Genomic DNA, 15,460 nt, shown 5'->3' on the forward strand with positions numbered 1-15,460 from the left:
AACGGTGATTATCTGTTGTCTCGGTGGTTTGCGGGCTCCGTATGTAAGAAAATAAGGACGGGCCTTCCTTCTTATCCCCTTAAGTGCCTCAATAACCTGCTCAGGGGGGCTCTCAGCTGAGAGACCCGAGTCAAGATCCCCGAAAAAGGTTCTCCCCAGGATTTCCCCTAGCGTAGGGACACTACCCCCACGGCCCCTGTGGCTTGCCCAAACATCATCAGCCTGCATGTCTACTAATATAGAGTATCTGTCTACAAGTTCGGGGGAAACAGACCTAAGCTGTTCATCAACAGAAAGTTCCCATCCTTCTTCTAGAGTTAAACCCATTTCTCGGGCTGTCCTCCAAAGGTGTTTTTTTACATATGGAGAGGCCCACGGGGAAAACTCCCCCCTTTCCAGATTGAAACACTCCAGTATCCGGACTCCATTATGAGCAAAACCGACAGCCACTCCTTCTTTGGATTTGACACTTGCAATGCAGGGGCCCGCATCGTGTTCAATACAAGGTGTTTCTATCCTTGTAAGACAATTTTCATGCCAACCTCTCCCTTTCTTTGTACTCTCGATCACCATTCGGAACAAGGATGTAGGAAGTTTTTTCTGACAACACTCGTTTATTGTCTCTGCCATTAAAACGAGTCTCTCTAGCTCGTTCCTCACGAAATGCCCCAAAAAAGGAGAAAGGGAGGAAGAGAAACACAGACCGTTCAAATAATCAAAGGTAGTGATATATTTATCGACCGAAGAACCATTGAACAGATTTTTTAAAGATTTACGGACAGTCTCCTCCAAGGCCCTATAAATATTTGCTCCAACTTCGTCAAACGTGCCATCTACTGGACATAACGCCCGCAACAAACGCCTAGCTTCATCAATAACCTTCGTATCCACAAGTAACTCTGTGCTATAATCTTGAGTAACAACCAACGCTACCAGCTCCTTTCCGCCGCCTTCCAGCCCTCGGGAGACGGCTTTCTTTTTGTCACGCCGCCGGAATCGGCCTTCCTGTCTCCCGGTCCCATATGTCCGTCGCCTCGCAACCCAAAAACGCCGCCAGCTTCTCCGCTTCGTCCCCTCGCAATGGCCTACTGTGCAACCACAGAGAAACCCGCTGTTCCGCTAGCCCCGCCTTACGGGATAACTCCCTGTCCGATCCGATACCCATGTTGAGCCTGTACCGCCTGTACGCAGGGAAACACTTCATGGTCTCCACCTCCTCTTAAGAAAATTTTATTTCCTACGATCCATTATACCACTATAGGGTCTTTTACAAGGAGCAACATTGCCCTAAAAACGGGCACAAAGCCTTGCAACACAAGGGGAATAACGCCAAACGCTCCAAAAACCCCACACCCCATATATAGCGTATGCACATTAACCAACGATGTCGATGGTAGTCATAGAGCATCATAGAGCGTCATACAGAGTCATACAGAGTCATTTCAAGGGAAGATAGCCACCGTCTAGTGTTTCCTATGAGGGAAAAAATAGTTACAATGAGGGTACAACAAAAGCCCCACCTTCAACCCTGCTGGAACAGGGAAAAGACGGGGCTACTGTGTTAACGTCCATACCATGGATCTATCTTTTTTCATTGAAGTAAATGCGTCAAATTATGTAAATCCGTCGTTATTGGAGGGCATTTTAAACTCCATCAAAAGCTCTAAACCACTGGTATTACAGGCATTGGCTGCCCCGCCTGGATTCGAACCAGGATCGACGGAACCAAAATCCGTTGTGCTGCCTTTGCACCACGGGGCAAAAAACACATCGCAAGGGGTATTATAGAGTAGAAACGGCTAAATTTCCACCGTCTCTCTCATCTTCTCTATCTCCTCTCTCAAAGGAACCTCCACGTCGGACTCCAAGTCGAGCTTTACCAGTCGACCGTCCCGGACTACCTGGGATGCTCCTACGAAAAGATGGACCGTATTTCCGTCCTTATCATCCACCCTGAAATCGCATAGACGCCCCGGCCTGAAAGGTCCTATCTTTTTATCTCCGAAGGCAAATGTCCCCTTCCCTATCTCATCGATCACGGAACGCGAGACAACCCCATCGTACCTATTTATGAGGAAGGATCTCTCTTTCTCCAACGACAGATCGTCGTTGCTAGCCTCTCCGTCGGTTCCGAGAAACAGGGGAATAGAGGAATCGACCAGGCCAGGAAGATCGGGAAAACCGACTCCAACCCTATCGTTCATCCTGGGATTCACGACTGCGGAAATTCCTCTATCGGCCATCAAGCCCCTCTCCGTTTCATCCACCCAACAACAATCGGACACAATCATTTTATCCAGCCCAGGGACCTTGCCTGAACTCACCAGAGAATCCAGAAACTCCACAGGACGACATCCATAATTATCAAGGGATATATCGACATCTCCCTTGTCCTCCGATAGATGAAACTGGACGGGACGATCCAACTCGTAGCCAACACGGAGGGCGGTCACGATAGCGTCCTTGGTGGAACCGTGCATGCTGTGAACCGCCGGTGCGACCACAACATCGGATCCCTCAAGTTCCATAAGCTCCCTGAGATACCTCTCTCCGTTCTCGGCAGTCTCGTAATATCCTTCTTGAGACCTCCTCTTACCCTCATAGGCATCCTTGGATATCACATCGTAGGTCATCCTGCCAAAGATAAGCCTGATCCCGACGTCCCTTGCCGCTGCTATGACCTCTCTATCGTACAGGTTTCCCCTGCCGTTATGCAGGTAGAAGGAGACCATGACCGTCGACGTACCGTAAAGGGCCATCCTGGAAAAAGCCCTTCGGCATGCCAGCCGAACCTGCCTAGGAGTGAGAAAGGGACTGTAACGGTAGATGGTGTTACGACACCAGATACCCAGATCCCAGGCGGGATCGACCATATCGACATATATGGATTGTTCCGGATGAGAATGAGCGTTGAACTGGCCCTGTCGAATCACGGCATCGGGATGGAATACCCTTACGGGAACCGACCCGGAAACGGTCAACTCTCCCCATCCTACCGCCTCTATCCTATCTCCATTGGCCAATACGTAGCCACGATCGATACGTCCGTCAAGCTCTAGAGAACCTATAAAAAGTCGCCTATTGTTCAAAATCATTCCCCCATCTCCATCAGAAGATAGGGATATTATACCGCTAGAAGGGAAAAAGTTCTCCCGAAAATTTTCTTGAAATCCGTCATATCCCTCTCGACGGCCCATCTCTCCAGCTCCCACTCCTCCGGTTCTCTCAGGCTCAAGGATAGACGAACCCTCTTACCCTCGCTCTCGAATATAGCCCCCTCGATGATAGACCGGTGGCTCCTGTCCATGCTCTCGGCCATCCTCAAAAAAACGCCGCATTTTCTTACTATCGCGACTCCCCAGCCATCGAGACCGGAAATCATGGGATCGCTTTTTTTGGGCCTCTTTCCTCTGTGATAGTTGACCAAAGAGGACATAATCTGAAGCTCCATGTCGGTAAAGCCCAACAACTGGGCGTTTCTCACAATATACGCGCCATGGTGATGGTGATCGCTGAAGGAAAGGAACATGCCTATATCGTGCAGCAAAGAGGCATAATAAAGAAGCTCTCTCGCACCTGCCCCTAGATCGTGGAGCCCTAATTTCCCGGAACTGTCGAACAGGTCCAGAGCCAGTTTGGCGATATGCCTTCCGTGTCGTTCGTCGAACCCACATGAGCGCCCCAGCCGAAGTACGCTCTCCTCCCTGATGGAAAGTCCCTCAATCAGACCGTGTTTCACTAGGTAATCCTCAAGCATACCGTTTCTAAGGCTTCTGTCGGTCACGGTAACCCTGTCGAGGCTGAGCTCCTCCATAACGGTCTCCATGATAGCCGCACCGGTTATTATTATGTCCTTTCTTCGGCTGGACACGCCCTTTACCTTTTCCCTTTCGTCGGCGGACATAGGACATAAAACTCGAGAGACCTTTCTCAACGCATCCAGGGACAGGACAGGACCGTCCACGGGAACGTCTATCAAGTCGGGAAAAAGCCCGGCAGCGATTTCCTGTAGATGTCTGGCCGTTCCGGATGACGCGAAGACCCTCTTGAACTGAGACGACCTTATGTGTTTTAAAGAGCGGATTCCTCGTCCTCTTACGTAGCGCTTCATGTCCCTGTAGAGTTCTTTCGAGACAGGGCCAACATAGTCGGAGGGGAAAAAATCGTTATAAAGCCTTATAGTCCCGGCCTTTAGGGAATCCAGAAAGGAAAAATCGTTCTGTCCTCCCAGGATAAGCTCGGTACTTCCTCCGCCAATATCTATAAAGAGAGCTTCGTCGTTACCTAGATGGTAGCCTCTGGCCACTCCCAGGTGTATAAGCCTGGCCTCCTCCAGTCCCGATATAATCTTCAGATCGAGACCAGCTTCTTTTTTAACCCTGTTGATAAAGACATCGGCGTTTTCCGCGTCCCTCGTGGCCGAGGTAGCTACGGCCATAACGTCCGAGACTCCCAGGCTCCGGGCTAACTGAGCGAAACGACTCAGCACCAGGATCGCTCTGTCCATGGCATCTGAGGTCAACCTATTAGTCTTGAACTCGCCCTCGCCGAGGCGGACCGACTCTTTTTGATCCGACAGCACGTGGAAAACTCCGTCGTTACGCAGAGAGACGACCAAAACCCTGGCGGAGTTCGTCCCTAGATCTATAAAAGCGGCTCTCCTGTCGTTTCCCTCTCCCGGTCCCATCGAGCCACCTCCTCCTTAGATTTCATCTCCTAACAAACCGTTCCAAAACCGATCCTCCGAAAGTCCTCGCCACCATTCCATAAAAAAGACCTTCTCGGAGGAAAAACGGTCTGTCAATGAATTCCGAAAGGCTTTCACGTCCGATTCGATCTTGCGAAATCCCCTGAGATGGCCGAAATAAACCCTGGTCCTCTCCTTTTCATCCTCCAGAAAAATCGGCAGCCACTCGATCCAGAGGTCCAGATCGTGGATAAGCCCCAGTCTATCCTGCATCTCCTTCAGGATAGAGATGGACTTTTTGAAGCCTCCCCCTATGGCAGGATCGTATATCTCCATGGTATAGCGAAGCCTTTTGCCGTCTTTTCTCAGGCGATGCCACAAATCTCGATTGTATCCGCTTCGCACGAAGGCATCGTGACCGACGACCCTCAACGTCCTGTCATCCAGAGCCAAGTCTATCCACTCCCTGGGGAAATCGTCTTCTCTGCCGTCGTCCAGGTAGCTTTTACCCATCAGAGGGCTTAGGCGATCGCTCACCGCAGCCCAGAGATTCCACCGAAGGGAACTTTCGACGACATCCAATAAAAAAGGATTCAAGGCCTCCCTCCTCTGCCTCAGTCTGAGAGAAAGTCTAGCGATCCCTACGGTTCCATCGTAGCCGCATTTTTCCTCGTCGGATAGAAATTCCATCCTAACATCCAGATCTCTGGCCTCTCCCAAACCTCTGCCGAGCTCCCTGAATTTCCTTCTCCATCCCTTGAGATCCAATTCGGAGAACAGACCATCCATTAGCTCCAATACCGATCGAATCCTTCTGGTCGCCACCCTAGCCTTATGAAGCCACTCTACATCGGGATCTCCGGATATAAGCTTTTCCGAGCTTTTCCTCAAAACCTCCATGTGGGTCAGCAGGATTCTGCCGCAGTACGAGTCGTGTCTCTCACGCTCTTTCACGTCACTCATCCTCCAAGACAGGATTCCAACCCTCTCGATGGTCCATCATCCACCTCTGAGAATCGAAAGCATATCCCCCGTCCGAACATGAGACCTTGATGTAACTTCCGTCGGGCAGGAGCTCCCAGGCATTGGCGGTATCCTCCAGATGTCTCATCAGGAGATCGTCCACAAGAGAACGACGGAGATTCGGATCCTCGATGGGAGTCAGAACCTCGACCCTTCTGTCCAGATTCCTGGGCATTATATCGGCACTACCTATAAAAAGTTCGTCATCCCCTCCGTTTCGAAAATAGAACATCCTAGCGTGTTCGAGAAACCGGCCCACCAGGGACGTAACCCTGATGTTCTCACTGATACCGGGTAATCCGGGTCTAAGACAGCATATCCCCCTCACCTGGAGATCCACCTTGACCCCTGCGATGGATGCGCTGTACAGGGCCCTGATGCTCTTAGGATCAACCAGCTGATTCATCTTAAAGGCGATATACCCGTCTCCATCGCTCTTTTGTCTCTCTATCTCCCTGTATATCCTGCTGATTATTCCTTTTCTAGTCGTCATAGGGGAGACCAGAATTTTTCTGTAATCCTGCTGGTGGGAGAAGCCGGTCATGGCGTTGAAAAGCTCGGTTACGTCGGCACATATGGCGGAACGAGAGGTAAAAAAACCCAGATCGGCGTATACCTTGGCGGTCCCAGGATTGTAGTTACCCGTACCTATATGGACGTAACGACGGAGCCTGTTCTGTTCCCTTCTTATGACCAGACATAGCTTGGCATGAATCTTAAAGCCCAACAGACCGTAGACGACGTGTACGCCGGCGTCCTCGAGTGCTTTAGCCCACACTATGTTCTGCTCCTCGTCGAACCGGGCCTTCAGCTCCACCACGACCGTCACCTGTTTGCCGTTACGACGAGCCTCCATCAGAGCCGCCACTATGGGGGAGTTCGAACCGGTTCTGTACAGAGTTTGCTTTATCGCCAGTACGTTCGGATCCGAAGCGGCGCGCCTTATGAAATCCAAGACCGGGGAGAAGCTATCGTAGGGGTGATAGAACACCAAATCCCTTTTCTTTATCTGAGGAAGTAACGGCTCTACTCCCGATAGAGGATAGGGCAACCTGGGGCGAAAGGGCTCGTCCTTCAAGTCAGGCCTGTCCAATCCGGCCAACTGCATTATACGGGACATCCCCATCTGTCTCTTACATCGGAATATCTGCCACTTCTCGAGGTGGAGCCGTCCCATCAGGAAATGGCGCATCTCCTTTGGCATGTCGGAGGAGATCTCAAGCCTCACGACGTTGGCGAAATGACGCCGTTCGACCCCTTCCACCACGGCCTCCATGAGATCGCCTGCATCGTCCTCGGCGATCTCGATATCGGCGTTTCTGGTGATACGGAACAGATGGGCCTCCAAAACACGGTATCCGGGAAAAAGCGTGTCTATGTGGGCTTTTACCAGCTCCTCTATCCAGAGAGACTCTCCACCGCTCCTGAAAGTAAGCCCCAACTTACGGTAGACGGAGAACTCGCTGCCGGTGAGAACTGCGACGAATGGTTTGAAACTATCAGGGACCTTTACCCTAGCGAAGTGAATGGCCTCGCCGGGATCCTGAAGCATCACGAGAAAGTTAAGGCTAAGATTGGATATCTTGGGAAAGGGCCTTCCGGGATCTATGGCCATAGGGGTTATAACCGGAAAGATCTCCTTTATAAAATACCTCCTCAGACCTTCTTTGACGTCCTCGGAGATCTCGGCGTAATTTTTTATCGGAATTCCCTTTTCCAGCAGCTCGGCCTTCAGATTATCCCAACAGCTATCCGCCCGATCCAACAGATAAGACAGCCTGGAACGTATCGCCATCAGCTGATCAGCCGGAGACAACCCGTCTACCGAAAGTTCCTTGACCCCCTCTATGTATTGTTGCACCAGCCCGGACACGCGGACCATGAAAAACTCGTCCAGGTTGTTATGGAAGATGGACAGAAACTTGACCCTTTCCAGAAGAGGATTATCTCTGTCCATGGCCTCTACCAGAACCTTCTCGTCAAAATCTATCCAGTTAAGCTCTCTGTTGATATATAGATCGGGGTTGTGTAAATCGGGCAGATTTTTCGAATCGGACATGTGTACCCTCCCTCTCTCGTCAAAAGGACGATAAAAAAGCTATAATGAAAATACCGCTATAAATAGAACTAGGCTATCGAGCTCTTTGTGTCAAGGGCTGGGACCTTAAAACAGTCTACAGCCACATCGATAAATTCAAAGTTACAGAGAGGTAAAAATGAAGGAGGTGCCCCCGAGATGTTGGACAAGATAGATCTTTCCAGAAAACTGAATAAAGAGAATTTCTCAGACATGAAAGACGACCTCACCAAGAGACTGGGAGAGCTCCAGAGAGGACAGAGAGATGCCGATATCCCTGTAATGGTGGTGTTCGAGGGATGGGAGGGATCCGGTAAAGGGGCACTCATGAACGAACTCATATTGCCCCTGGACCCTAGAGGTTTCTCAGTATACAACGTGACGGATACGATCGTCTCCGATAAATTCTACCCTCCTATGTACCACTTTTGGAAGATGCAGCCTCCGGGAGGGAGGATGGCCATCTACAACCGCTCGTGGTACAGAGAGGCTATGGACTCGTGGCGGTTGAACGAAAAGGACGGAGCGGCACTTATAGCAGAGAAAATGGAGGAGATAAGATCCTTCGAACGGCAGATCGTAAACGGCGAAACCCTGCTGATAAAGCTGTTTCTCCACATAAACAGATCCGAACAGAAGAAAAGGCTGAAACGGCTGAAGAAAAACGACCTGGCCCAGGAGGTACGGGACAAAGAGGGGCTCAACGCCTACAAAGACTACGACGACATAATGCCGGTGATGGAGACCATCATAAGGGAAAGCGATCGAGCCTACGCTCCGTGGACGATAGTGGAAGCACACGACAGACGATTCGCTACGGCTAAGGTCCTGTCCACCGTAGCCCGGGCGCTAGAGGAGCGTCTGGACAGGACGAATCCTGCTCCCGTTCACGTAGGACAAACCGAGACCAGCGATCTGGAGGAGAAAATCGACACCCCGACGGTTTTATCCAATGTCGACCTATCTCTGGACATACCGAAAAAAGAATACTCGAAAAAACTCTCGTCCCTTCAAGAGAGGATAAGAGAGATGGAATACGCCCTATATCGGGAAAGACGGCCGATGATAGTGGCGTTCGAGGGTTGGGACGCAGCGGGAAAAGGGGGCTGCATAAAGAGACTCACCCAGAAGATGGACCCCCGAGGTTATCAGGTAATCCCTGTAGGAGCTCCCAACGACCTTGAGAAAAAACACCATTATCTATGGCGGTTTTGGGAGGCTTTTCCCAAAGCTGGTCACGTAGCCATATTCGATAGAACCTGGTATGGGAGGGTACTGGTGGAGAGGATCGAGGGGTTCTGCTCCCCTATCGAGTGGAAGAGAGCTTACAGCGAGATAAACGAGATGGAGAAACAATGGCACGATTTCGGAGCGGTTCTCGTGAAATTCTGGCTTCAGATAGACAAAGAGGAACAGCTGAATCGTTTCCAGGCTAGAGAAGAGGACGAGGACAAGCAGTGGAAGATAACGGAAGAGGACTGGAGAAACAGGGAAAAATGGGACCAATACGAGAAAGCAGTGGAGGAGATGCTCTGGCGCACCAGCACCACCTACGCTCCCTGGACTATCGTCGAGGCCAACTCGAAATTACACGCAAGGATAAAGGTTCTCCAGACCGTTCTCTACGCCGGACTAGAGGCATTGAGACCGATGGCCCTGTCTAAAAAGACAGAACCGAGGTAACATCCATCCGAACCTCACCGAGGACAAGACAAAGGAGGTAACCTAGTTGAGAAAAACGATCATATCCATAACCCTGCTGATATCTGTTCTTATAGCGACTTCCGTCCAGGCAGCGGAGTACTCGGCCACCATGGTCACGAAGAGTTCGGAAGGGACCTTCAAAGCCAAGATATTCGTCAAGGGAAAATGGCACCGGCACGAACAACCGGAGGCGGTGATCCTCTTTGACGAGGAAACAGGCAAGACCTACTCCATAGTACCGGCAGAGAAAATCTACATCGAGATGGGAGAGGACGAGGAAAGCGAGGAGAGCCAATCGACCCTAAACTCCCCTGAGGATTTGAAAATGGAGGTAGGACAGACCATGTCCGACGAGGACGGAAAAATAGAGAGGCTTCCGTCGGAGACCGTCGGAAAGTATAGATGCGACGTATACAGACACACCCCCCAGGAGGAGGGATTCGGACCTTCCACCATATGGTTCTCCCCCAAACTCAAGACCGCCGTCAAGGCCGTGTCGGAGACTCCTATGGGAACGATCACAATGGAATACGTCGATATAGAGGAAGGACCTCAGGACGAAAAACTGTTTACCATACCCGAGGGTTACAGTAAAATGGAGCTCAATTTCTGATATAACCGGACCGGAGCCTAAGGCTAAGGCTCCGGTTTTTTGTCGAAGTATTTCGGACCAGGTACTATGAATAGACGCTTTTTATCGTATAATGATAACTCCCTGTAGCCCCAAGAGGTTAGAGACAAGAGTAAAAAAGGAGGAATCATCGTGGAGAGAAGAGAAGCCGCGATAGCTCATGTAAGTTACCATTTGCCGGAAAGAAAACTGACGAACCGGGATCTGGTGGAGGAATTCGGTACCTGGACGGAACACAAGATAAAGAGCAAGACCGGCATAGACGAAAGGCCCATAGCCGGAGAAGACGAGACGGCATCGGTCCTCGGGACCGCCGCGGCGGAGAGGCTTTTCCAGGAATCGGGCACACCTAGGGAATCGGTGGACATGCTCCTTCTCTGCACCGAGACACCGGATTACATAATGCCTTCCACCGCCTGCATCGTCCACGATAAGCTGGGGCTAAGAAAGGACTGCGGCGCCTTGGATTACAATCTGGGATGCTCCGGCTACGTTTACGGACTCTACATGGCCTCGGCCATGGTCAAATCGGGCATGGCCGAAAAGGTGCTCCTTATCACCGGAGACGTCCTTACCAGATACGTCCATCCCGGGGACAAGAGCACCAGGACGATCTTCGGAGACGGCTTTACTGCGACCCTTGTTTCGACCGAACCGGAAGAAGCGCCCGGGACAATAGGCAGATTCGTCCTCGGAACCGACGGAGCAGGTCACGGCAACCTTATAATACCAGCCGGCGGAACGGTCTCTCCCTGTTGCGAAGAGACCAAGGAGCTGTACACGAACCGATACGGGAACTCCAGGACCAAGGAAAACCTGTACATGAACGGACCGGAGGTTTTCGCCTTCGCTGTCAGAGAGGTTCCACCGGTGATAGAGAGATGTCTCTCGAACAACGGGCTCTCCATGGAAGAAATCGACCTGTTCGTCTTCCATCAGGCGACCCACATGATGTTGGAGAAACTGCGGGAGACAATGGAGATACCGGAGGAACGGTTCGTCGTGGACATGGAGGAAACGGGGAACACCGTCAGCTCATCGATACCCCTGGCCTTGAGAAGAGCGCAGGATTCGGGGAGGCTGGGAAAAGGCGATACCGTCCTCGTCTGCGGTTTCGGAGTAGGCTACTCCTGGGGCGCCACGGTTATCCAAATGTAACAGATAAACGAGGCGTGGTCCGCGGGACCACGCCTCGTTTATCTATCGAAAAGACAACGAGAGGCAAAACAGGGATCGCTGGTGAGGTTCACCCCCAATTTACGGAAAGCGACCTCGTCTCCTGGCAAGGGAATATGGGAGAGGTGAACCTCGCAGTTCTCCAATTCCCTGAGTTTCTCCACCGCCTCGGCCGCGACAGGATTGGTAGCCGCACAGATGCTGAGGGCGGTCATCGTCTCCTCCAGATCCAACCCTAACATCTTGTCTCCCAAGATATCCTTCTTTAGGTGCCCCAGAGAATCTATGACGTTTATGGAGAGAAGGTCGATCCCGTCGGGAATGCCGGCCAGTATCTTCACAGCGTTTATGACCAGGCTGGACGCGGCGTGAAACAGATGGGAGTTCTTTCCAGTCACGACCGTGCCGTCCGCGAGTTCCATGGCTGCACCGGAGAAGACCCCGTCGGCCCCCTTCCCCTTGGCCTTTGCGCCCCGAGCGGCATTCCTGGCGGGGATCACCACCGAACGATCCTCCGGCTTCACCCCTAGTTCCTCCATCAGGATGGATACCTTCTGCACCGCCGCCTTCTCCACGGCCCCGGACTGGTAGTCGCAGGAGTAATGAAAATATCGGCGTATTATCTCCTGGGTCGCCGCCGTTCGAACCGCATCGTCGTCGTCTATACCGAAGAAAATCTGGTTGACCCCCATGTCGGTAGGAGAGCGATAGCGGGAGCGTTCTCCGGTTATCTTCTCCAGGATATGCCTGAGCAGGGGGAAGGCGTCGAGATCCCTGTTGTAGTTTACCGTCCTCTCGTCGTATTCCTCCAGATGAAAATGATCGATCAGGTTCACGTCTCCAATGTCTGCCGTAGCGGCCTCGTATGCTACGTTGACAGGGTGCTTCAAAGGCATATTCCAGACGGGGAAGGTCTCGAACTTGGCGTAACCAGCCCTGACACCCCTCCCGTGCTCGTGATACAGCTGTGAAAGACAGGTAGCCAGCTTTCCGCTTCCTGGCCCGGGAGCGGTAACCACCACTACCGGTCTCTCCGTCTCGATATAGGGGTTGGCCCCGTAACCCTCGGGGCTTACTATGGTATCCACGTCGGTAGGATATCCTTTTGTGGACCTATGGACGTAGACCTTGACCCCTCTGTGCTCAAGCTTATTTCTGAACATGATTGCCGCAGGCTGATCGTCGAAACGGGTTATCACGACGGCCCCTATCGCAATATCCCTCTCTGTCAGGTCGTCTATTATCTTGAGAACGTCCATGTCGTAGGTGATGCCGAAATCGGCCCTCATCTTCTTTCTCTCGATATCCCCGGCGTATATACATATCACGACCTCGAGCTGATCTCTGAATCTCTCAAGGAGCTTCATCTTCACGTTCGGTTCAAAACCGGGCAGAACCCTGGCGGCGTGATAGTCAAACATGAGTTTTCCCCCGAACTCTATATAAAGCTTGTTGTCAAATTCCTCCATTCGACGTAGGATCGCGTCCGTCTGCCGCCTGAGATATTTCTCCGAGTCGAATCCGTACCTGACCATAAAGAGCCCCCCAAGGTCCTTAAAATAGCGCCTAGCTCCTACGCTTCCGGTCCATCGTTGCGATATCAACGAAAGAGGACAGACGAAAACGCCTGTCCCCTTTATATTTCCCTATCCCTCGGTATATATCTAGAGTTTTTCCTTTTTCAAGGCCGCTTCCACTTTTTCTATCCTGGAATCGTTGGCAATGGGGAACCAGTTCTTCCACTGATCGGGGTAGTTTTTCAAGAACCAGATAGCCCCTTTTTCGATGGAGGTGTTGTTTTCCTCCACGTAGGCCAAAGCAGCGTTGGTCTGACTGAGAGTAGACTCATAATTGGCCAATATAGTGACGGCCTGAGGGCATTTCTCGATTAATGCCGTACTGACCCCTATGTGTACCTTAGAGGGAGGGAAGGCACAATCGTAGGTCTTCTCGTCCCATTTTATATGCTCGTAGGCTGGCTCCTCCAACATGGTCATATCCAACATCCCCATGAGAGGAGTGGGCTCCCAGTAGTAGGCGAAAACCGGCTCGCCCTTCTCGTAAGCCGAGAATATGGCGGTCGCCAGAGCGGCGGAGGAACCGGCGCTGAAGTTCTCGTAGTATTCGTCAAGCCCATAGGCCTTCAGCTTGACCGTGTTCACCGTGTAGGTAACCCAGCCGGTCGGACCGTTGTAGAAACGTCCCTTGCCCTTGTCTCCTCCAGCCTTAGGAACAAAAAGATCCTTGTATTTCTTCAGGTCCTCGACGGTCTTGAGATCAGGAGCCATGGGTTCTATCCCTCTCTCGGGATCTCCCTCGACGACATAGGTAGGCACGTACCATCCCTGAACGGCGTCCGGATAGGTGGTCCCGAGATCGAGAACCTTGCCTTCGTTCAACAGCTTTTCCCAAGATTCCTTTATGTTGTCGGACCAAATCTCGGTGGTAGCGTCTACATCGCCTCTGGACATGCCCATCAAGATAGGCATGGTCTCGGCGAACTCGTACTCGACCTCCACATCCAGAGCGTGTTCCAGAACGAAACCGACGATCCTGTTATGAAGCTGAACGCTATCCCAGCTGAAATCACCCATCTTGATGGTGGGGACCTTTGCCGCCATGGCGGGAAGGGACATGAAACACATAAGGGCCGCCAGAAAACCTATCACGTAACGATTACGATATGGCATTGCATACCTCCTTTGGGGCTATGGCCGCCTAAACGACCTTCATAAATACCGATTGAAAAACATAAAGAAAAAGGGAAAGGGAATTTATTGACTACATGATAAATAAACTCTATTTATTATACCATCGATACCATGAGAGGTCAAAAAAAGGCGCTCCGTCAGGAGAACGGGGCGCCTATTTTCTAGCTTAATTCAATCCATGGTAAGCCTTCTTGTCTCCAGATAATACCGTTTTTCCGAAGCTTCACCTATGGAAAACGTCTTTCTGGGATAGGGTCCTACGTTACGGATCCTGTCGAAAAAACTCTCCTTGTCCACGTCGGGCAGTAGAATTCCGATATTTCCATCCGCCCTGGAAAGCTGAGATACAACGTCTTCACCGTGAATGTAATCTACGGCAACGCCATCATGGCCTTCAAGATAGTCGTCCAAAAATGCCTGGACGTGCTCCACCGTCAACTCCGGGCCACTCTTAACGAAGGAAAGGCTTCCTTCGGTCGTCCCGTAGGAGATCCCTATCCTGTGCTCGTCTCCGTCTCTTACGGTAACGGGAGCGCCAGCCTTGAAGCTTCCCCCCAAGGCTTTAGCCATATCCTCCACGAAACGCTCCGGCTCCAGGCCGAAGAGAACCCTGTGGATCGGGTGGAACGGCAGCCCTTCGTCGTGGACGTTCTCCACCTCCACGAGAGCCCAACGGGACGGATGGTCCATTGGAGCTCCAGCGGCCTTGTTTTCCTCCCAGATGCCTTTTGCAGCAGCCAAAGAGTGGTTTCCGTCTCCGACGGCGAAAAGCAATCCCTTGGACAGGAGTCCTTCCAACGCCTCGGCTATTGAGTTCTCCATCTCGCCGGGAACCCTCCAGCCAGAGATGTGGCCGCCATTTTGGATTAACTCGAAATCGTAAACCTTCTCCATGTCGTTTCGACGGTTATACAGGGTCTCTATCAATGTCCCCTTCGGGTCGTCCACCAGGAGCAGGATATGAGGCATATCCATGACAGCACCTCTCCTGATGTCCATCCTGGGAGGGATCCTCTCCAATACGGTACCCTCGGTCGGACGAATCATGGCCTCCGCTCCTTTGTCGAAGCTGTAGTTTTCCAGGTCGACAGCCAGGATCAGCCCCTTTCGGGACGAAACGAAGGTAGTGGATCGATCAACCAGGATAAAATTCTCGCCCACTTCGGCCAAAACACCTCTGTCCAGATAGCCCCTCATAGTATCGTTTATGGCGGAGATTCGGTCCTCGATCCGTCCCTTCTCGAGATAGGCCTCCGGCAAAATTATCCTGAGGGCCGAGGGAGAGTCTCCTACCAGTTCCTCCGTCTTACTCCAATAGTCCGGCTCGGAGGTGAACTGATCGCAGGCTACCACGGACCAGGTTTCGAGGGATACGCCGTCGCCGGGAAGATATACATTCGGCACGGCGACGCCCAGGGCAGACAATCTGTCTCTGGCATCGGCCATAGGAG

11 protein-coding genes and 1 tRNA gene are annotated in these 15,460 nt (G+C 51.8%); 3 read left to right on the forward strand and 9 right to left on the reverse strand.

Annotated features, from left to right (window positions below):
* Positions 1-982: 982 nt before the first annotated feature.
* The 6 genes from DPEP_RS02035 to ppk1 all read right to left on the reverse strand — a co-directional run bounded on the left by DPEP_RS02035 (position 983) and on the right by ppk1 (position 7,769).
* Positions 983-1,204 (reverse strand): helix-turn-helix domain-containing protein, encoded by a 222-nt coding sequence (locus tag DPEP_RS02035; protein ID WP_005659140.1) that lies wholly within the window; start codon positions 1,202-1,204, stop codon positions 983-985.
* A 483-nt stretch (positions 1,205-1,687) separates the two neighbouring features.
* Positions 1,688-1,761: transfer RNA gene (locus tag DPEP_RS02040), tRNA-Gln, on the reverse strand.
* A 38-nt stretch (positions 1,762-1,799) separates the two neighbouring features.
* Positions 1,800-3,095 (reverse strand): amidohydrolase family protein, encoded by a 1,296-nt coding sequence (locus tag DPEP_RS02045; RefSeq protein ID WP_005659143.1) that lies wholly within the window; start codon positions 3,093-3,095, stop codon positions 1,800-1,802.
* Between the two features lie 29 nt (positions 3,096-3,124).
* Positions 3,125-4,687 (reverse strand): Ppx/GppA phosphatase family protein, encoded by a 1,563-nt coding sequence (locus DPEP_RS02050; protein WP_005659145.1) that lies wholly within the window; start codon positions 4,685-4,687, stop codon positions 3,125-3,127.
* A 15-nt stretch (positions 4,688-4,702) separates the two neighbouring features.
* A complete protein-coding gene (locus DPEP_RS02055) occupies positions 4,703-5,641 on the reverse strand; it encodes a CHAD domain-containing protein (RefSeq protein ID WP_005659146.1) in 939 nt (312 codons plus the stop codon).
* Between the two features lies 1 nt (position 5,642).
* Positions 5,643-7,769 (reverse strand): polyphosphate kinase 1, encoded by a 2,127-nt coding sequence (gene ppk1 / locus DPEP_RS02060; RefSeq protein ID WP_005659147.1) that lies wholly within the window; start codon positions 7,767-7,769, stop codon positions 5,643-5,645.
* 177 nt (positions 7,770-7,946) lie between these two features.
* Between ppk1 and pap the strand changes: the two genes are divergently transcribed.
* The 3 genes from pap (at position 7,947) to DPEP_RS02075 (ending at position 11,280) form a co-directional block, all read left to right on the forward strand.
* The gene (gene pap, locus DPEP_RS02065) at positions 7,947-9,470 is read left to right on the forward strand and encodes a polyphosphate:AMP phosphotransferase (RefSeq protein ID WP_005659148.1); all 1,524 of its coding nucleotides are present in this window, start codon (positions 7,947-7,949) and stop codon (positions 9,468-9,470) included.
* Positions 9,471-9,516: 46 nt separating this feature from the next.
* Positions 9,517-10,104, forward strand: a complete 588-nt coding sequence (locus DPEP_RS02070) for a hypothetical protein (protein WP_005659149.1) — start codon at positions 9,517-9,519, stop codon at positions 10,102-10,104.
* Between the two features lie 150 nt (positions 10,105-10,254).
* On the forward strand, positions 10,255-11,280 hold the full coding sequence (locus DPEP_RS02075) for a ketoacyl-ACP synthase III (protein WP_005659150.1): 1,026 nt from the start codon (positions 10,255-10,257) through the stop codon (positions 11,278-11,280).
* A gap of 38 nt (positions 11,281-11,318) precedes the next feature.
* Here DPEP_RS02075 and DPEP_RS02080 read toward each other — a convergent pair whose 3' ends face one another.
* The 3 genes from DPEP_RS02080 to DPEP_RS02090 form a co-directional block, all read right to left on the reverse strand.
* Entirely contained in the window at positions 11,319-12,833 is a 1,515-nt protein-coding gene (locus DPEP_RS02080) for a DUF1846 domain-containing protein (RefSeq protein WP_005659151.1), read from the reverse strand.
* Between the two features lie 129 nt (positions 12,834-12,962).
* Positions 12,963-13,988, reverse strand: a complete 1,026-nt coding sequence (locus tag DPEP_RS02085) for an ABC transporter substrate-binding protein (RefSeq protein WP_005659152.1) — start codon at positions 13,986-13,988, stop codon at positions 12,963-12,965.
* 192 nt (positions 13,989-14,180) lie between these two features.
* Positions 14,181-15,455, reverse strand: a complete 1,275-nt coding sequence (locus tag DPEP_RS02090; RefSeq protein WP_005659153.1) for a DUF1015 domain-containing protein — start codon at positions 15,453-15,455, stop codon at positions 14,181-14,183.
* Positions 15,456-15,460: the final 5 nt, after the last annotated feature.

The organism is Dethiosulfovibrio peptidovorans DSM 11002 (assembly GCF_000172975.1).
GTDB lineage: Bacteria > Synergistota > Synergistia > Synergistales > Dethiosulfovibrionaceae > Dethiosulfovibrio > Dethiosulfovibrio peptidovorans.